15 protein-coding genes, 1 tRNA gene and 1 pseudogene are annotated in these 22,185 nt (G+C 60.8%); 7 read left to right on the top strand and 10 right to left on the bottom strand.

Annotation, left to right across the window (positions count from 1 at the left end; genetic code table 11):
- Positions 1-3: 3 nt before the first annotated feature.
- The 5 genes from J5I97_RS07525 to J5I97_RS07505 all read left to right on the top strand — a co-directional run bounded on the left by J5I97_RS07525 (position 4) and on the right by J5I97_RS07505 (position 8,224).
- Entirely contained in the window at positions 4-2,196 is a 2,193-nt protein-coding gene (locus J5I97_RS07525) for a peptidoglycan-binding domain-containing protein (RefSeq protein WP_208590776.1), read from the top strand.
- 202 nt (positions 2,197-2,398) lie between these two features.
- Positions 2,399-4,204 (top strand): type IV secretory system conjugative DNA transfer family protein, encoded by a 1,806-nt coding sequence (locus J5I97_RS07520; protein ID WP_345776689.1) that lies wholly within the window; start codon positions 2,399-2,401, stop codon positions 4,202-4,204.
- Between the two features lie 67 nt (positions 4,205-4,271).
- On the top strand, positions 4,272-5,117 hold the full coding sequence (locus J5I97_RS07515; RefSeq protein WP_208590774.1) for a hypothetical protein: 846 nt from the start codon (positions 4,272-4,274) through the stop codon (positions 5,115-5,117).
- A 9-nt stretch (positions 5,118-5,126) separates the two neighbouring features.
- Positions 5,127-7,319: a peptidoglycan-binding domain-containing protein gene (locus J5I97_RS07510; protein ID WP_208590772.1), complete on the top strand. Its 2,193-nt coding sequence runs from the start codon at positions 5,127-5,129 to the stop codon at positions 7,317-7,319.
- A gap of 50 nt (positions 7,320-7,369) precedes the next feature.
- Complete coding sequence (locus J5I97_RS07505) at positions 7,370-8,224, top strand: hypothetical protein (RefSeq protein ID WP_208588516.1); 855 nt, start codon at positions 7,370-7,372, stop codon at positions 8,222-8,224.
- 117 nt (positions 8,225-8,341) lie between these two features.
- Here the strand turns inward: J5I97_RS07505 and pgi are convergent, their stop codons facing one another.
- From pgi to pcnB, 6 genes are all read right to left on the bottom strand, one after another.
- Positions 8,342-9,856: a glucose-6-phosphate isomerase gene (pgi, locus tag J5I97_RS07500; protein ID WP_208590770.1), complete on the bottom strand. Its 1,515-nt coding sequence runs from the start codon at positions 9,854-9,856 to the stop codon at positions 8,342-8,344.
- Positions 9,853-10,233 (bottom strand): aspartate 1-decarboxylase, encoded by a 381-nt coding sequence (panD, locus tag J5I97_RS07495; protein ID WP_208590762.1) that lies wholly within the window; start codon positions 10,231-10,233, stop codon positions 9,853-9,855. Before panD ends, pgi begins: the two co-directional genes overlap by 4 nt.
- 109 nt (positions 10,234-10,342) lie before the next feature.
- Entirely contained in the window at positions 10,343-11,185 is an 843-nt protein-coding gene (gene panC, locus J5I97_RS07490) for a pantoate--beta-alanine ligase (protein ID WP_208590754.1), read from the bottom strand.
- On the bottom strand, positions 11,182-11,997 hold the full coding sequence (gene panB / locus J5I97_RS07485; RefSeq protein ID WP_208590746.1) for a 3-methyl-2-oxobutanoate hydroxymethyltransferase: 816 nt from the start codon (positions 11,995-11,997) through the stop codon (positions 11,182-11,184). Before panB ends, panC begins: the two co-directional genes overlap by 4 nt.
- A gap of 33 nt (positions 11,998-12,030) precedes the next feature.
- Positions 12,031-12,516, bottom strand: coding sequence for a 2-amino-4-hydroxy-6-hydroxymethyldihydropteridine diphosphokinase (folK, locus tag J5I97_RS07480; protein WP_208590744.1), 486 nt, complete (start codon positions 12,514-12,516; stop codon positions 12,031-12,033).
- 3 nt (positions 12,517-12,519) lie between these two features.
- Positions 12,520-13,884 (bottom strand): polynucleotide adenylyltransferase PcnB, encoded by a 1,365-nt coding sequence (gene pcnB / locus J5I97_RS07475; protein ID WP_208590742.1) that lies wholly within the window; start codon positions 13,882-13,884, stop codon positions 12,520-12,522.
- A 47-nt stretch (positions 13,885-13,931) separates the two neighbouring features.
- Here pcnB and J5I97_RS07470 point away from each other — a divergent pair.
- Positions 13,932-14,006, top strand: a tRNA-Glu gene (locus J5I97_RS07470).
- A 113-nt stretch (positions 14,007-14,119) separates the two neighbouring features.
- Positions 14,120-15,310: pseudogene (locus tag J5I97_RS07465) on the top strand (IS4 family transposase).
- Positions 15,311-15,375: 65 nt separating this feature from the next.
- Here the strand turns inward: J5I97_RS07465 and J5I97_RS07460 are convergent.
- From J5I97_RS07460 to J5I97_RS07445, 4 genes are all read right to left on the bottom strand, one after another.
- Positions 15,376-16,803, bottom strand: coding sequence for a sugar porter family MFS transporter (locus J5I97_RS07460; RefSeq protein ID WP_208590734.1), 1,428 nt, complete (start codon positions 16,801-16,803; stop codon positions 15,376-15,378).
- A gap of 84 nt (positions 16,804-16,887) precedes the next feature.
- The gene (gene xylA, locus J5I97_RS07455) at positions 16,888-18,228 is read right to left on the bottom strand and encodes a xylose isomerase (RefSeq protein WP_208590732.1); all 1,341 of its coding nucleotides are present in this window, start codon (positions 18,226-18,228) and stop codon (positions 16,888-16,890) included.
- A gap of 35 nt (positions 18,229-18,263) precedes the next feature.
- Complete coding sequence (gene xylB, locus J5I97_RS07450; protein WP_208590730.1) at positions 18,264-19,757, bottom strand: xylulokinase; 1,494 nt, start codon at positions 19,755-19,757, stop codon at positions 18,264-18,266.
- Positions 19,754-22,141, bottom strand: a complete 2,388-nt coding sequence (locus J5I97_RS07445) for a glycoside hydrolase family 95 protein (protein ID WP_208590722.1) — start codon at positions 22,139-22,141, stop codon at positions 19,754-19,756. Before J5I97_RS07445 ends, xylB begins: the two co-directional genes overlap by 4 nt.
- Positions 22,142-22,185: the final 44 nt, after the last annotated feature.

Below are 22,185 nucleotides of genomic sequence, written 5' to 3'. Positions count from 1 at the left end.
ATCATGGCGAGCTTGACCGACAACGAACTTCGTGCCGTCGCCTACTACAGCATCGGCGTCAGCTCAGAGGGTGGCGATGTAGCCTACAAACTCAGTTATGCGGGCCGTATTATCCATGAAAATGATGGCTCTGTAATGTTGGATCCTGCTGGCGGCTCGAATAGTGGTTACTCGATAGGCACGCTCCAAACAGACTTTGGTGCGCATCCGAAGGATGCGAGGGCCCTTGTGGATTCTTTTCAGGATTGGGCTAAGACTCACCATCCAGATTGGATTTTAAGCGCCCAGCAACAGGCTAAGTTTGCCTTAGATCTTGGCAGAGATGGAAATCATATTCGCGATCCAAATTTCGATGCAGATAAAAAAACATACCACGGTAAAAAAAATATTCCATCCGATCACATGCCAAAGTCTGGCCAAGATATTGATCAAACCTTCAAAGCAAAACTTAACGATTATCTGACAACGAATGCAGGAATATCATTTATCCATCAAAGAGATACTTCCCAAGTCGATAAATTAATGAAATCCGTTGTACCCATCTTAAAAAGCACTGACCTCTATAAAAACTCCGACCCACAAGATCAAGCCAAAATATTCGCCATCGTCGGAAAAGCATACAATCAAAGTGATGATCTTGGTCAGGACATCCTAAAAGACGTAAGTCATCAAAAAATAAATAGTCTTGAAGGAATAAATCATAAGATCGACAGCTTTGTAAAACGAGACCCAAAGCACCCGGACCAGTCCACCTACATGGAGTCTGGCCGCGATGCCGCACTGAGAGGCGCCGAGACCTTCAACGCCTTGCGCAACGCAAGCGAAGCCAACCCCCTACACGCCCCCTGGCAGGCCGTCATGGCCAATCCCCTGGTCGACCCCACTCAACTACACGCCGACCCCAAACATCCCCACCTTGCCGAGCAATACGCCACGGTCAAAGCCGTCTTTGTCGATCCGGTTCAAGGGCGCGCCTTTGTGCAAGCGCTCGAACACGGCAATTCGCACAATTACGGCGATCCCGCCAAATCCAACTCCCGTGGTTTCTACGCCGAAGGCAAAGACTTCGTGCAATGGGATCGGGATGGACACGGGCGCGCCTTCGTCGGTGGCCAGTGGTCGGAGGTCTCCCGCAGCGAACTTGCCCTTGCTCAAAATCAAGACGGCACCCTCGACGTCAATCTCAACCGCAACGGCCAAACCCACAGCCTGCTGCACGTCACGCATCCGTCGCTTCACCACCACAGCCCTGCATCAGCGCACGCGCACCACGGCCATGACGCTGGCACCTTGCACCAGAGCGTGCATGCGCATGCGACCACCCTCGATCAGCACATGCCCGGCATGCCATCAGCGGCGCACTCGCAGAGCGCCACACGGCATGACAATCCCATTGTGGGCGGGCCAACGACGGGCCATGTGCCGCTCACCCCGCCGACGGCGAAACCACCACACCTCCCGCTGACGACGACACAGCCCCTGGAGCCCGGCGACCGCGGCGCCGCCGTGCACGCCTTGCAACAACACTTGCAAACCATCGGCGCCACCGACCGCGATGGCAACGCCATCAAGGACGACAGGCACTACGGCCCACGCACTCAGCAGGCGGTGGAGAACTTCCAACTCTGGACCGGCCGCAACACCACCGGCATCGCTGATCCAGGCACACTCGAAGCACTGCAAACGCATGCCCAGTTCGCCACCCGCCAGAAGGCGCAGGACCTCGCCCCAGGTCGCCATCTTGCCGATCACGCCCAGCCTGCCTCTTCCCATTTGGCCGATGCCCTCGCCCAGCACCCGGCCCCGCCGCGCCCCGACCTGACCCCGGCTCAAGAGCAAGCCGCGCCCAAGGCGCTGGAACCCTACAGCAACCCCAATTCCCCACTGCACGCGCTCTACGCCCAGACCAAGACCACCCTGGAAGGCAAGGACGTGCCGATGTCCGAGGAACGCCTGCATCAGGTCGTCGGCCAGATGGCGCTCTATGACATGAGCCCAGGGGGGAATAATCAGTTCGCGGTCAAGGGCGATACGCTCTATGTCATCGATCTCGATGCCTGCTACAACCGCTTCAGCCTAGACCTGCGCGAACCGGCGCCGTCGATGCAGGCCACCCTCCAGCACGTGCAGACCCAGCAGCAGACACTGGAAGCAGAGTTGACCAGCACGCGCGAGCCGCCGTCCTATAGCCGGTAGTGAGAGGCATCGCATGATCGCAACGCAACCCCACACACGGACACTGCGCCTTGTTGAATAAACAACCGACTGACCAATTGCACGTGCATGCCGCAGCCCTGACGGCGCTGCGCCAGCGTCAACTCCCGGTGATGCACACTTGCCAAGCCGAACTTGCACCACGAAGACTGCGCCTTGAAAGGATTTACAAAGGATCGTCACCATGGGAATGAAAGCCCGCTTAGGAACCGCACTGGCCTTGCTTCTACTTGCCGCATTCGCTGGCCTGTACCTGTCCGGTTACATCACCTTGCAACTGCTCAAGCTCGACATTCCGCTTGAGTGGAGCACCTACACCCAATACGTGCGCGCCCTGGACCTGCCGCAGGTCCGCCCGTACGCGATGAAGATCAGGATCGGCGGCATGCTGGGCTTCGGCCTGATGTTCATGCTTTGGCTGCCGTTGGCCCTGATGCTCTTGCGACTGAGTCAACGCGATGCGTCTGTGCATGGCGATGCCGGTTTTGCCAGCCTGCACGACATGAAGCGGGCCGACTTGTTGGAGAAAAAACCCGAGAGCATCGTCGTCGGCAAGTACCGGGGGCGTTACCTCTACATCAACGGTGCGCGCCACGTGATGGTGGTGGCGCCCACCCGCAGCGGCAAGACCACCTGCATCGCCATTCCGGTGCTGCTGACCTACGAGCACTCGATGTGCGTGCTCGACATCAAGGGCGAGTTGTTCAAGGAAACCAGCGGCTGGCGGGCCTCGCAAGGACAGCGTATCTACAAGTTCGCCCCTTATGCCACCGATGGCAAAACCCATAGATTCAATCCGCTGTCCTTTGTCAGGCCGGGCCAGTACATCGCCGACCTGCAAACGATCGCCGCCATCCTCTACCCGGACGACTCCGCAAAGGACCCGTTCTGGGCGACCCAGGCCCGTGCCATCTTTGTCGCCTTCGCTTCGTTCATGTTCGAAAACTGGAACGACATGGAACGTACCGGTTTCCCAGGAACCAACGCACAAGGAAAGCCCGACTCCCCAACCCCTCTCGATCCCAACGTGCACCCTGCGTTTCCGAGCTTCGAACGCATCCTGCGGCTCTCGTCCGGTGCAGGGAGCAAGGGCGTCAAGCGCATGGTCGAACGCTGGCTGTCGGCCTCGGGCCAACAGCAGTTTCCCTTCGTCAGCGAGCAGACCCGCACCACCCTGCGCAACCTGGCAGGGATGGCCGAGCAGACCTTCTCCAGCGTCATCGCCACCCTGCAGGCGCCGTTGCAGCAGTTCCTGAATCCGGTCCTGGCAGCGGCCACCAATGCCACCGACTTCGACGTGACCGCCATCCGCAAGCGCAAGACCACCATCTACACGGTCGTTCCCGCCCAGAAACTCGACGAAAGCGGCAAGTTGCTGAACATTTTCTTCAGCACCGTGATCGGCAACAATCTGGACAGGCAACTGGGCGATGACCCATCGCTCAAGTACCAGATGTTGATGCTGATGGACGAATTCACCGCCATGGGGCGGATGGACGTGTGGGCCAAGCGGATTTCGATCTCGGCCAGCTACGGAGTGCGCGACCTGTGCATCATCCAGAGCAACGCCCAACTGCGCTCGGTCTACGGCGAGCACGACGCCCAGAACTTCACCACCAACCACGCCGGCAGCGCGGTCTACACCCCGCGCGAACAGACCGACGCCAACGCCTATAGCGAGCAGCTGGGGTTCAAGACCATCCGCCGCAAGCACCGCTCTCACGGTCGCAGCGCGCAAGGGAGCAGTTACAACATCAACTACACCGAAGAAAAACGGGCGTTGATGCTGCCCCAGGAACTCAAGGAACTGCCCAACGACGACGCGTTGCTGTTCCTCGAAGGATGCAAGCCGATCCGCTGCAAGAAGAACTGGTTTTTCAAGGATACCTTCTTCAGCAAGCGCATCCTGCCGCCGGTGGAGATTGCGCCGATGGTCGTGATACGTGATCAGCGGACTGGGGCAGGCAAGGACGTCCCTTTCGTGGACTGAGGCAATTCATTTGATTCAATTTACACTTGGAACTTGAGTCGGCCATTTAATCGCGAGGACAGCACACATGAAAAAACGCATTAATCGCCATTTTATCCGCAGAAAAATCGGCTTCGCCATCGTTGGATCGGTACTGGGGTTTGCACTTGCAAACGCCAGTGCCGTCCAACCAACAGCCGGGCATGCCGTGCCTAAGCCAGCATGGCCTGATAACGGGATTGCACAACGTATTCTTCCAAACGCCATGACGATGTTTGTTGAAAACGACCATGGCAAGCTCCGCGCATGGGTCGTGTCGGAGCCTGCTGGGGAGGAGAATGTCGAGGCATTGGATTTTTTCAGTGGCCAGAAAATGAAAGTCAAGGTAGACAGGGAAGACGATGGCCATCAGGAACAGTCCTTTACCGACCCCGAGGGGAAATTTCATTCCAGCATAGGGCAGGATTATGCATTTTCTGGTATTTCCATGCCAATAGAACTACCCGGAATTAACTTCGGCGGAGATAATATTTTCATAAAATCTTCTGCGACATATTGCTCTTCAAGCTTATCCGCAACCCATCCAGAATATAAAAATAATACCAAGGAAAGCTCCAAATTTTATTGGAACAAATTCGCCATCCATCATGTAATGGGAGTTCCGAAATGTCCAAATGGAATGTTCGAATCAGAAATTACATCTGCACTTGATTTAAACGACGGCACATTTCTTGCCGTTGAGAACTGTTTCGTGTTCCGCTTACGCAAATCTGACCTATCAGCTGTAGGTTCAGCGCCAGCTCTACGCGTGATTGACGTAGATGAAGTGCGGGCAGCACTCGACCAAGCAAAAGTCAGCAGGATCGAAGATACTACCAGCTACCTTGTGAAAACGCTGAATTTACCCATCACCGCTGAACTATCCTGCAAATAGGATTAATCCATGTCAATTTTAAAAAATGATGAATTGCGTGCAGTCGCCTACTTCGGGATTGGGGTTAGTTCTGAGGGTGGCGACTTATCCTACAATCTCAGCTATGCTGGAAAGACAATTCACGAAAAGGATGGATCCATGAGTTTGGAGCCTTACCAAGGCTCTAATAGCGGCTACTCTATTGGAACTCTTCAAACAGATTTTGGCTCACATAAAGAAGATGCCGCATCCCTGATAAATAGCTTTAATGAATGGGCCAAAACAAAGCACACCACCTGGCAATTAACTCCTGAACAACAAAGCCAGTTTTCTTTCGATCTCGGAAGAGATGGAAATAATATACGCGATCCAAATTTTGACTCGGACAAGGAAAAATATGGCGCAAAAAAACTTATCCCCAGTAATCTAATGCCACCCTCTGGTCGAGATATTAACCAAACATTCAAATCACATCTCAACGAATTTCTTGCAACAGATTCTGGAAAGTCATTTATTCACCAGAGAGATGTCGCGCAAGTTGATGAACTAGTAGCCAGAATTTCCCCCACCTTGAATGCTGCGGATTTCTACATGAATTCCACCCCACAAGAACAGGCAAAAATATTTGCAATTACTGGAAAATCCTATAATCAGAGCCAAATTCTTGGAAATCACATATTGCGCGACATAAGATTAAATAACATAAAAAATTTTGACGATATAAATAGAGAGATTAACGGTTTTGTAAAACGAGACCCAAAGCACCCGGATAAGCCCACCTACATGGAGTCTGGCCGCGATGCCGCACTGAGAGGCGCCGAGACCTTCAACGCCTTGCGCAACGCAAGCGAAGCCAACCCTCTGCACGCCCCATGGCAGGCCGTCATGGCCAATCCCCTGGTCGACCCCACTCAACTACACGCCGACCCCAAACATCCCCACCTTGCCGAGCACTACGCCACGGTCAAAGCCGTCTTTGTCGATCCGGTTCAAGGGCGCGCCTTTGTGCAAGCGCTCGAACACGGCAATTCGCACAATTACGGCGATCCCGCCAAATCCAACTCCCGTGGTTTCTACGCCGAAGGCAAAGACTTCGTGCAATGGGATCGGGATGGACACGGGCGCGCCTTCGTCGGTGGCCAGTGGTCGGAGGTCTCCCGCAGCGAACTTGCCCTTGCTCAAAATCAAGACGGCACCCTCGACGTCAATCTCAACCGCAACGGCCAAACCCACAGCCTGCTGCACGTCACGCATCCGTCGCTTCACCACCACAGCCCTGCATCAGCGCACGCGCACCACGGCCATGACGCTGGCACCTTGCACCAGAGCGTGCATGCGCATGCGACCACCCTCGATCAGCACATGCCCGGCATGCCATCAGCGGCGCACTCGCAGAGCGCCACACGGCATGACAATCCCATTGTGGGCGGGCCAACGACGGGCCATGTGCCGCTCACCCCGCCGACGGCGAAACCACCACACCTCCCGCTGACGACGACACAGCCCCTGGAGCCCGGCGACCGCGGCGCCGCCGTGCACGCCTTGCAACAACACTTGCAAACCATCGGCGCCACCGACCGCGATGGCAACGCCATCAAGGACGACAGGCACTACGGCCCACGCACTCAGCAGGCGGTGGAGAACTTCCAACTCTGGACCGGCCGCAACACCACCGGCATCGCTGATCCAGGCACACTCGAAGCACTGCAAACGCATGCCCAGTTCGCCACCCGCCAGAAGGCGCAGGACCTCGCCCCAGGTCGCCATCTTGCCGATCACGCCCAGCCTGCCTCTTCCCATTTGGCCGATGCCCTCGCCCAGCACCCGGCCCCGCCGCGCCCCGACCTGACCCCGGCTCAAGAGCAAGCCGCGCCCAAGGCGCTGGAACCCTACAGCAACCCCAATTCCCCACTGCACGCGCTCTACGCCCAGACCAAGACCACCCTGGAAGGCAAGGACGTGCCGATGTCCGAGGAACGCCTGCATCAGGTCGTCGGCCAGATGGCGCTCTATGACATGAGCCCAGGGGGGAATAATCAGTTCGCGGTCAAGGGCGATACGCTCTATGTCATCGATCTCGATGCCTGCTACAACCGCTTCAGCCTAGACCTGCGCGAACCGGCGCCGTCGATGCAGGCCACCCTCCAGCACGTGCAGACCCAGCAGCAGACACTGGAAGCAGAGTTGACCAGCACGCGCGAGCCGCCGTCCTATAGCCGGTAGTGAGAGGCATCGCATGATCGCAACGCAACCCCACACACGGACACTGCGCCTTGTTGAATAAACAACCGACTGACCAATTGCACGTGCATGCCGCAGCCCTGACGGCGCTGCGCCAGCGTCAACTCCCGGTGATGCACACTTGCCAAGCCGAACTCGCACACGGCGTAGGGCAGTTACAGACCAAAGGGAAGATGACGGCCACCCTGATCTATGCCTGGTATGGCCTCGAAACATTGGCCGATGCCCATGCGGCAACGCTGCGTGCGTTGACTGACGAACACGATTCGGGTGCCCAGATGCTGGCACAGGGCACCATTGAGATGGCGGTCGACGTTCTCTATCTGCTTGGCGACCTGGAGGGAGATCGCATCGCGGCCGCATTACGGCACCATATCGACGCCCAGATCGCCCGCTTCAAGGCATGGCAGGTGGCGCAACCGGAAGAGACCGTCGCCAGCCAATGGGCAGATAAATTGGCATCTGACAGCCGCAAGACCTCCTGGTACGCCGATGCCGCCCACTGGCCGGGCCTGGGCGCCCGGGCCGATGCCGCAGGGGTCGGGCGCTGGGTTCATCCGGTCATGGCGTCGGCGGCAAATGCCACGCAGCTACTGGCTGCCGGCACACAGAATTACCTGCTCTGCGAACAGGGATCGCCGGCCCTGCGCAGTGCCACGCACGCCTATCGCTCGGCGAGAATCGGCTCAGATACGGCCTACATGGAAGCCGTCGCGTTGTCTTTGTTCGCCCGGGCGTTGCATGCCATCGCCACGATCCTTGGCGATAAGGTGGCGCTCACTATCGCGCAATCGGCTGTCGAGCAGATGGACACCCTATTGGCCGAACACCAGACATCTGTCGCGGCACAGCAGAACGACGACAACCTGTATATCAAGCTCTTCTAACGTCGGTTGAAACCACAACCGAGATGGCCAGGCATCGCCCGCTCTCGACGTCGGCCGCAGGTGCGGGAGCATGCGGCCCAACCCCGGGCCGATGCCCACGCCACAAAAACCAGCGGCTCAGCCGCGCAGCTTGGTCAGCAATTCGCGCGTTACCGGGTCGGCCACATCGACCGACTCGCCCTTCAGCGCCGGCAGCAACTGGCTAGCCAACTGCTTGCCCAACTCCACACCGAACTGATCGAACGCATTGATGCCCCACATCACCGACTGCACGTACACGCTGTGCTCGTACATCGAGATCAGTGCACCCAGCGCCTGCGGGGTGAGCGCATCGAGCAGGATCACCGTACTCGGGCGGCCACCCGGATAGCTGCGGTGTGGGTCGCTGCTGTCCTGGCCGTTGGCCAGCGCTTCGGTCTGCGCCAGCACGTTGGCCATCAGCGCAACGTGGTTTTGCGCATACGGGTCGTCGTTGTGCACGGTGCCGATGAAATCGGCCGGCACCACGCTGGTGCCCTGATGAAGCGCCTGGAAAAAGCTGTGCTGCACATCGGTGCCTGCACCGCCCCACCACACCGACACGGTATCGCTGTCCACTGCCGAACCATCGAGCTTGACACGCTTGCCCAGGCTCTCCATCACCAACTGCTGCAGATAGGCCGGCAGCAATGCCAGACGTTGGTCGTAGGTCATCACTGCGTACGTCGCGCTGCCGAGCAGATTGCGGTTCCATACCGCAGTCAGTCCGTGCAGCACGGCGACGTTTTCTTCCAGCGGCGTATTGAGCGCATGCGCATCGAACTGCGCCGCGCCTTCGAGCAAGTGTTCGAAGCGCTCCAAGCCGATCGCCAATGCGATCGGGAAACCGACCGCCGACCACAACGAATAACGCCCCCCCACCCAATCCCACATCGGCAGCAAACGGCGCGGCGCGATATCGAAGGCCTTGCCTGCGCGCTCGGGGTTGGCGCTCACGGCATACAGGCGCTCGCTGCCGCCCAACCAAGCGTGCAGGATGTTGCCATTAAGTAGCGTTTCCTGGGTGCCGAAGGTCTTGGAAATCAGGATGCCGGCGGTGCGTGCCGAGTCCAACGTGGCCAACGTGCGCTGCATTGCCGCGCCATCGACATTGGAAACGAAATGCACACGAAAACGCGCGCCGGACGGCGCACGCAGTGCGTCGGCGACCAGGCGCGGCCCCAGATCAGAACCGCCAATGCCCACACTGACGATGTCGGTGACATCGGTGGCTTCCAGCTGCTGGATCAAAGCGCCCATGCGTTGGCGCACTTCCGCAGCAGTGGCATACGCTTCCGAGGCTACTGGCGCATCGGTCAGATCGCCACGCAATGCGGTATGCAGTGCAGCGCGCTGTTCGGTGACGTTGACCTGCTCGCCGCGGAACAAGCGCTGGAACGCGCCGACCAGATCACGCTCGCGCGCGATGGCGAACAAGGCATCCAGCGCTGCGCGGTCGTACTTCTGGCGTGCGAAGTTAAAATACAACGGACCGACTTGCCTGGCGTATTGCGACGGCCGTTCCGGCTCGGCGGCAAGCAATGCGGGGATGGCAGCGCCGCGCAAGCGCTGAGCGTGGGCGTGAAGCGCGTCGAATCCGTTGGTGTGTGTCATGCGGCCTGCGTGGGGATGCTGTGGTTGGTGTGGGAGATCGCATTGTGCGCGTCCACATATACCAGATTGGGTTGAAAGGTCTTGGCTTCGTCTTCGCTCATGCTCGCGAATGCGGCAACGATGATCAGATCGCCAACCTGCACGTGACGCGCAGCGCCACCGTTGAGCGACATGATGCCGCTGCCTTCCTCGGCACGGATGGCGTAGGTGTTGAAACGCGCGCCATTGGTGACGTCCCAGATATGGACCTGTTCGAATTCGCGGATGCCGGTCGCTTCCAGCAGCAGTCCGTCGATAGCGATCGAGCCCTCGTAATTAAGCTCGGAGTGGGTGACGGTGGCGCGGTGGATCTTGGCTTTCAGCAGGGACAGGTGCATTGACAGGCAACGACAAAAGAGAGCCGCCATTTTAGCGGAAAGCGCCCACGCCCATCGGCCCTCAGTGCAGCCGGTAGTGCGGGCTTCAGCCCGGCCGCAGCAGTGACCTTCAGAATTCCAGGTTGTCGATCAACCGCGTATTGCCCAGTCTGGCCGCGATCAAGGCCACGCGCGCGCCAGCGTGGCTGTCGCCCGGCTCGCTCAGATCGGGCAGGCGCACGACCGCATAATCGACACGGAAACCGGCCTGTTCCAGCGCCTGGGTGGCTATCTCTTCGACCTGCGTACGCGGTGCGCCGGCGGCGTAACTGTCGCGCATCTGCAGCAGCACCTTGCAGATCTGCGTCGACTGCCGGCGCTGTTCGGCCAACAGATACTGGTTGCGCGAGCTCATCGCCAGGCCGTCGGCCTCGCGCACGATGCTGCCGCCCAGGATCTCAATTGGAAACGCCAGGTCCGCCGCCATCTGCCGGATCACCGCCAACTGTTGGTAATCCTTCTTGCCGAAAGCGGCCACGTCCGGCTGTACCTGATTGAACAGACGCGCCACCACGGTGCACACGCCATCAAAATGCCCAGGACGGCACACGCCTTCTAGCACGTCGCTGACGCCGGGCGCATGGAGCGGCGTGGCCAGTGCGGTGCCGAGCGGATACATGGTGTCCACGTCAGGCAACCACAGCGCATCGCAACCGGCGTCTTCCAGACCGCGTACATCGGCCTCGGGCGTCCGCGGATAACGCGCGAAATCTTCATTCGGGCCAAACTGGGTCGGGTTGACGAATATGCTCGATACCACGCGGTCGGCATACTGCCGCGCCAGCATCGCCAGCGAATAGTGGCCGGCATGCAGGTTGCCCATGGTCGGCACCAACGCCACACGCAACCCTTCGCGCTTCCACCCGGTGACCAGTGAGCGTAGTGCGGAAAGATCGGTAATGGTCTGGATCATGCGGCGTACGCGTGCTCCGCATCTGGAAAGCTGCCATCGCGCACGGCCTGCGCGTAGGCGCGCACCGCGCCCGCCACCGAGCCGCCTTCTGCCAGGAAATCCTTGACGAACTTGGGGCGGCGATGGCCACTGTCCAGGCCCAGCATGTCGTGCATCACCAGCACCTGGCCGTCGCAACCAGGGCCGGCACCAATACCGATGGTGGGAACGCTGAGCTCGGCGCTGATCTGTGCGGAGATCGGCGTGGGCACGCACTCCAGCACGATCAAGTTGGCACCGGCGTCGACTACCGCCTGCGCGTCGCGGCGCAACTGCTCGCCGGCTTCTCCACGCCCCTGCACCATGTAACCGCCGAAACGCAGCACCGATTGCGGAGTCAACCCAAGGTGCGAGCAGACCGGGATCTCGCGCTCGACCAGATAGCGAATGACCTCGAGCTTGTGGCCGGCGCCTTCGATCTTAACCATTTCCGCACCGGCCTGCAGCAGCTGCGTGGCGGCGTCGAGTGCGCGCTCCGGCGTGGCATCGGCCTGGAACGACAGATCGGCCACCAGCAACGCGCGCTCCAGCGCACGCGACACCGAAGCGGTGTGGTAGACCATGTCGGCGGTGGTCACCGGCAAGGTGGAATCGTGCCCCTGCACCACCATGCCCAACGAGTCGCCGACCAGGATCAGGTCCACGCCGTTGGCATCGAAGGTCCGCGCAAAGCCGGCGTCGTACGCGGTCAACATGACCAGTTTTCGACCCTCGCGCTTGGCCCGCGCCAAGGCGGGCACGGTCCAGGGCTTGCTGTCGGTATGGCTGCTCATAAACTCATTACGTGGGTGATAAGCGGCCATTATCTACCCAATCGGCTCCAGCCCGCAGACATCGATGGTTTGCAGGGCGTGCCGCACTGTTCCATGGCCCGGAATGATTGCCTCGGGCGCGAGTTCTGACAGCGGCAACAGCGCAAACCCACGCGCCTGCAGATGTGGGTGCGGCACCTGCAGGCGCGGCAGATCAATCACCTGATCGGCATACAGCAGCAGATCCAGATCCAACGTGCGGGGGCCCCAGCGCTCGCCGACCAGACGCTCGCGACCGAAGTCCTGCTCGATACCGAGCAAGGCATCCAGCAGTTGCAGCGGCGCCAGCACGGTGTGCAGCTGCGCCACGGCGTTGATGAAATCGGGCTGGTCTTCGCGGCCCCAGGCCGGCGTGTGGTACAGGCGCGACGCCGAAATCAACTTGGATTGCGGCAACACCCCAAGGGCGGCGATGGCCGCACGCACGCTGGCGTCGGCCTGGCCCAGGTTGGCACCCAGGCCGACAAAGGCAGTGTGCATGCCCTACTCGCCTGCAGGCGCGCCGTTGCGGCGGTGGCGGCGACGCTTGCGCGGCGCGCCCTCTTCGCCCTCGTGATCGGTCTGCGCGGTTTCGATCACATCAGCCAGTTCCGGGCCGGAAGACTTCTGTGCCTCGCGCCAGAATTCGACATCGGTCGCGTGATCAGCTGACGCAAATTGACGCAGCACCAGGAAATCGAACGCCGCACGGAAGCGCGGATGCGACAAGCTGCGCAACACGCGCTTGCGCTGACGCGAGGAGAACCGCGTCTGCAACAGCCAGATTTCCTGCATCGGCAGCGAAAAACGGCGCGGCAACGCTACACGTTCCAGCTGATGCAAGGTGACCCGGTCGGCTGCGCGACGCTGCGCGTCTTCCGGCAGCACGCCCTGCGCCTGCAAGCCCATCAAGGTGCGGCAGAACGCTGGCCACAGCAACAACGCGAACAGGAACGCGGGCGACACCGTTTCATCGTTGGCCACACGCGCATCGGTATTGCGCAGACCTTCCAGCACCATGGCGCGCAGCGCGCCGCTGCGGTTGGAACGCAGCGCAGCCGCACTTTCCGGGAACAGCACGCCGAGCAGGCCATAACGCTCCAGGCCTTCGAAACTGGCCACGCCGTGCCCGGACAGGAACAGCTTGAGAATTTCTTCGAACAACCGCGCTGGCGCGGCTTCAGACAACAACCCGGCCAGACGCGGAATCGGCTCGGCAGTGCTTGCTTCAATATCGAAATTCAATTTGGCCGCCAGACGCACCGCACGCAGCATGCGCACCGGATCTTCCCGATAACGCAGCTCCGGGTCGCCGATCATTTTCATCAGGCGCGCCTGCACGTCTTCGAAGCCGCCGCAGTAATCGCGCACCGAAAAATCTTCGATGGCGTAGTACAAGGCGTTGCAGGTGAAGTCGCGACGGATCGCGTCGTCTTCGATGGTGCCGTAGACGTTGTCGCGTACCAGCCGCCCATTATCCAGCTCACGGTCGCCACTGCCGTCGTCGATGTTGGCGCGGAATGTCGCCACTTCGATGATCTCGCGACCGAACACTACGTGCGCCAGACGGAAACGGCGGCCGATCAGACGACAGTTGCGAAACAGCGCTTTGACTTCTTCCGGGGTGGCGCTGGTGGCGACATCGAAATCCTTGGGATGGCCGCCCACCAACAAATCGCGGACTGCGCCGCCGACCAGGTAGGCACCGAAGCCGGATTCGCGCAGACGATACAGTACGCGTAGCGCGTTAGGGCTGATGTCCTTGCGCGAGATGGTGTGCTGATCGCGGGGGATGACACGCAGCGTGAACGGAGATGGAACTGAGGATTCGATGATGGCGCTTCCGTCTTGTGTTTCAGGATTGCCCAACGGCTTTTAGCCCACTATACTAGCGTGCTACACAAGACGCACCAAACGCTCCCTTCGTCTAATGGTCAGGACGTGGCCCTCTCAAGGCTAAAACAGGGGTTCGAGTCCCCTAGGGAGCACCACCGTCGTCCTGCCGCAGAACACGCCAAAGCCCCCGCATTGCGGTAATGCTGTTCACTTAAGCAAATGAGTCACCGAAAATCCGATACCAGACCTCCTGGTATCGGATTTTTTTGTGTCCCTTCAACAGCAGCTGTTCGACCTTGGCGACCTGTTCAACTTCTCCGACCTGAGCACTTTTACGCAGAATATTCCGGTGGAGTGGGTGGCCAGCGCGCTGGAACTGTCTTCTCAGGCCAGTATCCGACGTCGGCGCCTTCCCAGTGATCAGGTGTTGTGGCTTGTTCTGGGCATGGCGTTGTTCCGTGACGAACCGGTGCACGAGTTCGCACGTCGTTTGAACATCTGCGCACAAGGGCTGGCCTCAGAAGATCTGTTGGCGCGCAGCGGCGTCAGTCAGGCGCGCGCGCGACTGGGTGCCGATCCGGTCCACCACCTGTTTGCAACGATTGGGGCGCAATAGGGCGGCGAACGCTACCAAGGCGATGGATGGCAGGGATTGCAGGTCTTTACCCTGGATGGCGCGCTGCTGCGTACGCCAGACACCGAAGCACTGCGCGAACATTTTGGTTCCGGCAATCCCAGCACGGACCGTCAGACGCCATTTCCCATGCTGCGATTGGTTGCACTGATGAACGTACGCTCGCATGTCTTGCTCAATGCTCAGCTCGGTCTCTACCGCCGCAGCCAAATTCGCTTGAGCGAGCCGTTTTTACACTTCATTCCCGACCATTCGGTCACCTGGTTCGACAAAGGGTTCTGGAGCGCTGATCTGTTGCTGTCGCTCGCCAATACTGGCACTGCACGCCACTGGCTGACACCAGCACGCAAGGACTTGGTGGCGGTACTGACCTCGCTGCCTGCCACCACTTACAGCGCCAAGTCTGTCGCAACGCTTTACCAGCAGCGATGGGAAATCGAACTGGGTTTGCGCGACATCAAAAGCTCGATGCAGCACAACGCAACGACCTTACGCAGCAAGAAGATCGACTTGGTGTACCAGGAAGTCTGGGGGTTGCTGCTGGCTTACAACATCATTGGACGTGAAGCCGGTCAGGCAGCTGTGGCGTTTGGCACAACGCCTGCGGACATCCGATTCACACCGGTCTGCCAGTACATCGCAGTGCAACTCATCGTGATGGCCGCAGCCAATCCGGCTTCCGCCACAGGAAGACGCCTATCCCAGCTTCGCTCAGGCATCGCGAGCCTGTTCCTCGATCACCGTCCAAGGCCTACGCGGCCAAGGACGGTGAAGATCTCGAAGACCCGCTATCCGGTAGATCGAAAGGCTGCTCCGCTTAAGTGAACAGCATTACGCGCAATGCGCGGCCTTTTTTGCTTTTCATGCAGATAGCAGGAATAACAGACAAATCAGCCTTCCATTTGCTCAAGCTCCTTGCCCTTGGTCTCGTGGACGTACTTAAGCACAAAGAATACCGAGATAAGCGCGGCAACCGTATAGATGCCATAGGCGCCGGCCAGGCCGATGCTGCCGAGCAGGATCGGGAAGCTGACGGTGATGGCGAAGTTGGCCGTCCACTGCGCAGCTCCGGCAATCGCCAGGCCCGAGCCGCGGATCTGGTTGGGGAACATCTCGCCCAGCATCACCCACATCACCGGGCCCCACGAGGCGTTGAAGAACACCACATAGACGTTGGCGGCCACCAGCGCGAGCATGCCCATGGCGTCGGACATGGCGAGCTTGCCGTTGGGATCCAGCGAAGCCGTGGCGAAGGCGTAGGTCACCAGGGCCAGCGACACCGCCATGCCCGCCGAGCCGATCCACAGCAACGGCTTGCGGCCGATCTTGTCGACCAGCATCACCGTGACCAGGCAGGCGCCGATGCTGAGGCCGCCAGAGAGCACGTTGATCAGCAGTGCGTCCTGCTCGGAGAAGCCTACCGCCTGCCACAGCACCGCACCGTAGTAGAACACCACGTTGATGCCGACCAATTGCTGGAACACCGCCAGGCCCACAGCGATCCAGACGATCGGGCGGACCTTGCCGGTGGCCTTGTTGATCAGGTCGGAGAACTTGGGCTTGTGCTGGTCTGCCGACATCGAGCCCGAGATCTCGGTCAACTTGGTCTGCGCGGCGGCGTTGCCGTACAGACGCTTCAACACCACCAGCGCCTGCTCGCGGCGGCCCTTGACCACCAGAAAGCGCGGGCTCTCCGGGATGACCAGCAACAGCACCAGGAACAGCAACGACGGGACCGCCTGCATCCAGAACATCCAGCGCCATGCGGCCTGCCCGCCCCACAGCGGCTCGGTGGAGGCACCGGCGGCATTGGCAAGCAGATAGTTGCTCAGAAACGCGCAGAACAGCCCGCTGATGATGGCGATCTGCTGCAGCGTGGCGAGCCGGCCGCGATAGCGCGCAGAGGCGACCTCAGCGATATAGGCCGGCGAGATGACGCTGGCCGCGCCCACCGCAAAGCCGCCCATCACACGGGCGAGGATGAAAAAGCCGGAATTGTGCGAAGCACCGGCGCCAATGGCCGAGAGCAGGAACAGCGCCGCAGAAATGATCAGGACGGCGCGGCGACCCCAGCGGTCGGCCAGCCGGCCGGCGAAGAAGGCGCCGATGGCGCAACCCAGCAGCATCGAGGCGACTTCGAACCCGGTCTCGGCGGCGCTGGACTGGAAGGTCTGCTTCAGGCCATCGACCGTGCCATTGATCACGCCACTGTCGAAACCGAACAAAAAGCCGCCGATCGTGGCCACGCAACTGATCAGGATGATGAAACGGGTGTTCTCGCCGGCATCGGGGGCACCGTCTATGAAGACACTGGACATGGGTTCACCTGGAAGCATGCAAAGGAGCGGCCACGAGTTGGCCGACATCGGCCGGCGAGGCAGTGCGCCGCCGGCCACGGGACATCAACGGGTCAGATACTGATTGATCAGATTTTCATACGCTTCCTGGTGGCCGCTGATCTGCTTCGGCTCACCGCTGCTCGCAGCATAGTTGGCCAGGTCCACCAATGTGCTGGTGCCATCGGCAAACGCCGCACCGGCAGCGCTGTCGAAGCTGGCGTAACGCTCGGCACGCCAGCGTTCCAACGGCGACGAAGTGAGCAGCGCATGGGCCACTTCCAGCCCGCGTGCGAATGCATCCATGCCGCCGATGTGGGCTAGGAACAGATCCTGCGGGTCGGAGGATTCACGCCGCACCTTGGCATCGAAATTCAGGCCGCCCGGTGCCAGCCCGCCCTGACGCAGCACCACGAGCATCGCGCCGACGGTGTCGTACAGATCGGTCGGGAACTGGTCGGTGTCCCAGCCGTTCTGGGGATTGCCGCGGTTGGCATCGATGCTGCCGAGCAAACCGGCATCAGAGGCGACCTGCAGGTCATGCTCGAAGCTGTGACCAGAAAGCGTGGCGTGGTTGGCTTCGATATTGAGCTTGAAATCCTGATCCAGTCCGTGCTGACGCAGGAAGCCGATCACCGTGGCGCTGTCGAAGTCGTACTGGTGCTTCATCGGCTCCATCGGCTTGGGCTCGATCAGGAAATTGCCCTTGAACCCAATGGCGCGGCCGTAGTCGCGCGCCAGTGTGAGGAAGCGCGCCATGTTGTCCTGCTCGCGCTTCATCTGCGTGTTATGCAGGCAGGCATAGCCTTCGCGGCCGCCCCAGAACACGTAGTTTTCGCCGCCCAATTCCACGGTTGCCTCGATGGCGGCCTTGACCTGCACCGCAGCGCGCGCCACCGCATTGAAGTCCGGATTGGTCGCGGCACCATTCATGTAGCGCGGGTGCGAGAACAGGTTTGCGGTGCCCCACAACAGCTTGACGCCGGTATCGGCCTGGCGCTGCTTGGCGATGGCCACCATGTGCTTGAGATTGCTTTCGTACTCAACGATGTCGTCGGCATCGGGCGACAGATCGATGTCGTGGAAGCAGTAGTACGGCACGCCGAGCTTGGTGAAGAACTCGAACGCAGCATCGACCTTGGCTTCGGCACGGTTCAATGCGGTATTGCCAACGTCCCACGGATAGGCGCGCGTGCCCGGGCCGAACGGATCGGCGCCGTTGCCGCAGAAACTGTGCCAGTAGGCCACTGCAAAGCGCAGATGCTCGGCCATGGTTTTGTCGCCAATCTTTTTGTCGGCGTCGTAGAACTTGAACGCAAGCGGGTTGTCCGAGTCGCGGCCTTCGAAGCCGATCTTGCCGATGCCGGGAAAATATTCTTTCGCGCCGATGTAAACGGTGTTGCTCATGGGGTGAGATGTCCTTCGGTTCTGGGGAGTAAAAGTCAGCCGGCGTAGAGCGGGGTGACGACATGCAGGTGCTTGAGAAAGTTCTGATAATGCTGCTGATACTGGGCCACGCGCTGCGAATCCGGACGCGCCGATAGCGCGTGGTCGATCTGCAAATGCTCCAGCACCACATCCGACAATGCGTCCGCACCGCCGTCATCGCGATCGCAGGCCCACAGGGCCTGCAACGCGGCACCGAATGCGGCGCCTTCGGGCTGGGTCGGCACCACGACCTGCAAATTGAAGACATCGGCCACCATCTGCCGCCACTGCGCGCTCTTGCCGCCGCCGCCGGTGAGCAGGATGGTGTCGAACTGCAGGCCTGCGGCAACGAAGGCATCGAAGCCATTGCGCAAGCTGTAGGTCGCGCCTTCCATCGCGGCGCGATAGAAGTGCGCCGGGCTGGTGTTGTGAAGATCCATACCGAACAGGCAGCCGCGTGCGGCCGGCAAATCCGGGGTGCGCTCGCCGTTGAAGAACGGCAGCAACACCAAGCCATCGGCACCCGGTGTGGTGCTGGCAATCAGCGCTTCGGTCTGTTCGCGGGTGATGGAGAACATGCGCATCACCGCCTCGGTGGCGACGGTGCAGTTCATGGTGCAGATCAGCGGCAACCAGCCGCCGCTGGAGGAGCAGAACGCGGCCCAGCGTGCGTCGTCGTCCACCACCGGGTGGTCGGCGTAAGCGAACAATGTGCCGGAGGTGCCCAGGCTCATGGTCAGGCGACCAGGCACCACGTTGCCGGTGCCGATCGCGGCCATCATGTTGTCCCCACCGCCGGTGGTAACCCGCACGCCGGCAGGAAGACTCAGCGCTTCGGCAGCTGCGTCGGACAACGCATACACTGCACCCGTTTCGACCAGCGGCGGCAGTGCATCGCGCAGGTCGCGCTGTGCATCGACGGCGCCGAGCATGCGCTCGGACCACTGCCGCGTGCGCACGTCCAGCCAACCGGTGCCGGAGGCATCGCCGACTTCGGCGAAACGCTCGCCGGTGAGCCAGAAGTTGACGTAATCGTGCGGCAGCATCACCGTGGTCATTGCCGCATACGCCTCGGGGCGATGCTTGCGCGTCCACGGCAATTTGGAGGCGGTGTAGCCGGCCATGATCGGGTTGCCTGCGGTGGCCACACTGCCAGCCACCCCGCCCACCGCGTCCATGATCTGGTCGCATTCCAGCGCAGTGCTGGTGTCGCACCACAGCTTCACCGGTGCGGTGACGCTGCCATCGGCGGCCACCGGCACAAAGCCGTGCTGCTGGCCGGAGACGGAGATGCCACGCACCTGTGCACGCTGCTCGCCATCGAGCTGCGCGAAGCAATGCACGATACCGTGGATCCACCACTGGGCCTGTTGCTCGCGAGTGCCGTCGGCGCGGCTGATCAGTTCCATGGGTGCGGCGATCGTGGCGACCACCTCGCGCTCTTGCGGATCGTAGGCCACCAGCTTGACGCTCTGCGTGCCCACATCCAATCCTACGTACAAGCTCATTGCGTCACCAATCGGTCGTTGTCGAAGCCAACCTGCTGGGTGCGGCCTGCACTCAGTTCCAGGTCCAGGGTCTGCCCTGCGTAAGATAGTTGATAGCGCCCGCCACGGTCGCTGTGCACGCGTGCCTGCTGCAAGCGACCTGCATCCCATTCCAGGTCCACGCTGGCAGCGCCGCGCACGCGCAAACCGCGCACGCTGCCGCGCGGCCATACTTTGGGCAACGCGGGCAATAGAAACACACTGCCGCCCCAGCTCTGCAGCAACATCTCGGTGATGCCGGCAGTGCCGCCAAAGTTGCCATCGATCTGGAACGGCGGATGCGCGTCGAACAGATTCGGGTAGGTGCGCTCTGGGGAAATCAGCAGTTGCAGGATGCGATACGCATGCTCGCCATCGGCCAGACGTGCCCACAGATTCAAGCGCCAGCCGATGCCCCAGCCGGTGGTGTTATCGCCACGGATTTCCAGCGTGCGCTTTGCCGCGGCGGCAAGCTCTGGCGTATCGCGCAGATTGATCTGGCTGGAGGGATGCAGCGCGTACAGATGCGAGAGATGACGGTGATGGATCTGCGGCGCGTCCATGTCCCAGTCCTGTTGCCATTCCTGCAACTGCCCCGCCTTGCCGATGCGGTTGGGCGGCAATTGTTCGCGCAGCGTGCTCAGGTGTTGTGCAAAGGCATCGTCCACCTTGAGCAACTTGCTCATCGCGATGCATTGCGCGAATAGATCGCGCAGCAGTTGCGCATCCATGGTGGGGCCAGCGCACAGCGCGGCATTGAACGGATGCTGATTTTCCGGCGACATCGAGGGATTGGTCACCATCGCACCGGTCTGCGGATCCTTTACCAACGTGGCGACGAAGAACTCCGCAGCGCCCTTGAACAGGGGATAGATCTTGCCCAGATAAGCACGGTCGCGGCCGTAATCCCAGCGGTCCCACAGCTGCTGCAGCAGCCACACGCCGCCCATCGGCCACAGGCTCCACTTCGCGCCATCGATCGGGCCGGCCTGGCGCCACAGATCGGTGTTGTTGTGCACCACCCAGCCGGGTGCGTCGTACATCGCGCGTGCGGTGCGCGCGCCGGTTTTGGCCAGATCGAACAACATGGATTCAAGCGGTTCGACGCACTCGTGCAGCGCGTTGGCTTCGCTAGGCCAGTAGTTCATCTCGGTGTTGATGTTGATGGTGTACTTGCTTTCCCACGGCGGCTGCATCAGGTCGTTCCAGATGCCCTGCAGATTGGCCGGCTGAGTACCAGGCCGCGAGCTGCAGATCAGCAAATACCGACCGAACTGGTGATACAGCGCAGCCAGCGCCGGATCGTTTGCCTGAGCAAAACGCTGCACGCGTTCGTCGGTGGGCAGCTGCGCTGCTTCGCTGGTGCCCAGGTCGATCGCCACGCGCCGGAACAACCGCTGGTGATCGGCCAGGTGCGCGCGCAGCACTGCGGCGTAGTCAAGCTTGCCGGCCTTCTGCATGCTTGCTGCGGTCAGCGCAAGCGGATCGCCATCGACCGCGTCGTAGCGTCGGTAGCTGGTAGCGGCCGTAAGCAGCAGCACCACTTCATCGGCGCCTTCGATACGCAGACGGTCGCGTAAATAGCCGACCGTGCCGCCCTTGATCTGCGGCAACACGCGCAATGCGAAGCGCAGCTTGCCGTCGATGCCCGCAAAGCTGCCGTTGCGACCGCTGAACAACAGGCCGTCCCGCTCCACCGTGACCTCGCCGCTCTGTGAACTATCGATGCCCACGCGCAACGAGATGGCGCGCGCACGATCGCACGACAGGCGCACCACGATGCATTGCGATTGTGCCGACACGAACACTTCGCGCCGATGCAATGCACCGCAGGAACGGAACGTGGTAGTCGCCATCGCGGTATCGAGATCGAGCTGGCGACGATAGTCGCTGATGCCGTCGGCGCGATCGAAATCCAGCAACAGATCACCCAACGGTTGATACGGCATCTGCTTGAGCGGACGCGAAAGCAGCTTGGCGTCGGCCAGCGTTTCGGCCTCTGCATAGCGGCCGGAAAAAATCAGAGCGCGCACCTGCGGCAACGTCGCCAATGCCTCGGGGCTGGTGGCGTCGTACGGGCCGCCTGCATACAGCGTGTCTTCGTTGAGTTGCAGGCGCTCGTGGGCAATGCCGCCCCACACCATCGCGCCCAGCCGGCCGTTGCCGACCGGCAACGCCTGCACCCATTGGTTGGCCGGTTCGCGATACCACAACTGCACGGCATCGGCGGCGGCAACCTCAGGCAGCGATGGTTTATCCGCTGCCTGCGCAGTGACCGACGTAGCAACCGCGCAAGCAGCCGGTGCAGCACCCAGCACCGCGAGTGCGGCGCCGCTTGCCTTGCAGACTTCCCTGCGGGTCAGCACGTGGACCAGCGCGCTGCATGACCGGACCTGCACGCCCGAGCCTT

The organism is Xanthomonas fragariae (assembly GCF_017603965.1).
Taxonomy (GTDB): domain Bacteria; phylum Pseudomonadota; class Gammaproteobacteria; order Xanthomonadales; family Xanthomonadaceae; genus Xanthomonas; species Xanthomonas fragariae_A.
Note: the sequence above shows the minus strand (reverse complement) of the source record. Positions and strands in the feature narration are given on the sequence as shown.

What these genes read in the sequence shown, in the direction of transcription:
- J5I97_RS07525 (WP_208590776.1), top strand. Translation starts at nt 4, where the DNA reads ATGGCGAGCTTGACCGACAACGAACTTCGTGCCGTCGCCTACTACAGC.
- J5I97_RS07520 (WP_345776689.1), top strand. Translation starts at nt 2,399, where the DNA reads ATGGGAATGAAAGCCCGCTTAGGAACCGCACTGGCCTTGCTTCTACTT.
- J5I97_RS07515 (WP_208590774.1), top strand. Translation starts at nt 4,272, where the DNA reads ATGAAAAAACGCATTAATCGCCATTTTATCCGCAGAAAAATCGGCTTC.
- J5I97_RS07510 (WP_208590772.1), top strand. Translation starts at nt 5,127, where the DNA reads ATGTCAATTTTAAAAAATGATGAATTGCGTGCAGTCGCCTACTTCGGG.
- pgi (WP_208590770.1), bottom strand. Translation starts at nt 9,856, where the DNA reads ATGACACACACCAACGGATTCGACGCGCTTCACGCCCACGCTCAGCGC.
- panD (WP_208590762.1), bottom strand. Translation starts at nt 10,233, where the DNA reads ATGCACCTGTCCCTGCTGAAAGCCAAGATCCACCGCGCCACCGTCACC.
- panC (WP_208590754.1), bottom strand. Translation starts at nt 11,185, where the DNA reads ATGATCCAGACCATTACCGATCTTTCCGCACTACGCTCACTGGTCACC.
- panB (WP_208590746.1), bottom strand. Translation starts at nt 11,997, where the DNA reads ATGAGCAGCCATACCGACAGCAAGCCCTGGACCGTGCCCGCCTTGGCG.
- folK (WP_208590744.1), bottom strand. Translation starts at nt 12,516, where the DNA reads ATGCACACTGCCTTTGTCGGCCTGGGTGCCAACCTGGGCCAGGCCGAC.
- J5I97_RS07460 (WP_208590734.1), bottom strand. Translation starts at nt 16,803, where the DNA reads ATGTCCAGTGTCTTCATAGACGGTGCCCCCGATGCCGGCGAGAACACC.
- xylA (WP_208590732.1), bottom strand. Translation starts at nt 18,228, where the DNA reads ATGAGCAACACCGTTTACATCGGCGCGAAAGAATATTTTCCCGGCATC.
- xylB (WP_208590730.1), bottom strand. Translation starts at nt 19,757, where the DNA reads ATGAGCTTGTACGTAGGATTGGATGTGGGCACGCAGAGCGTCAAGCTG.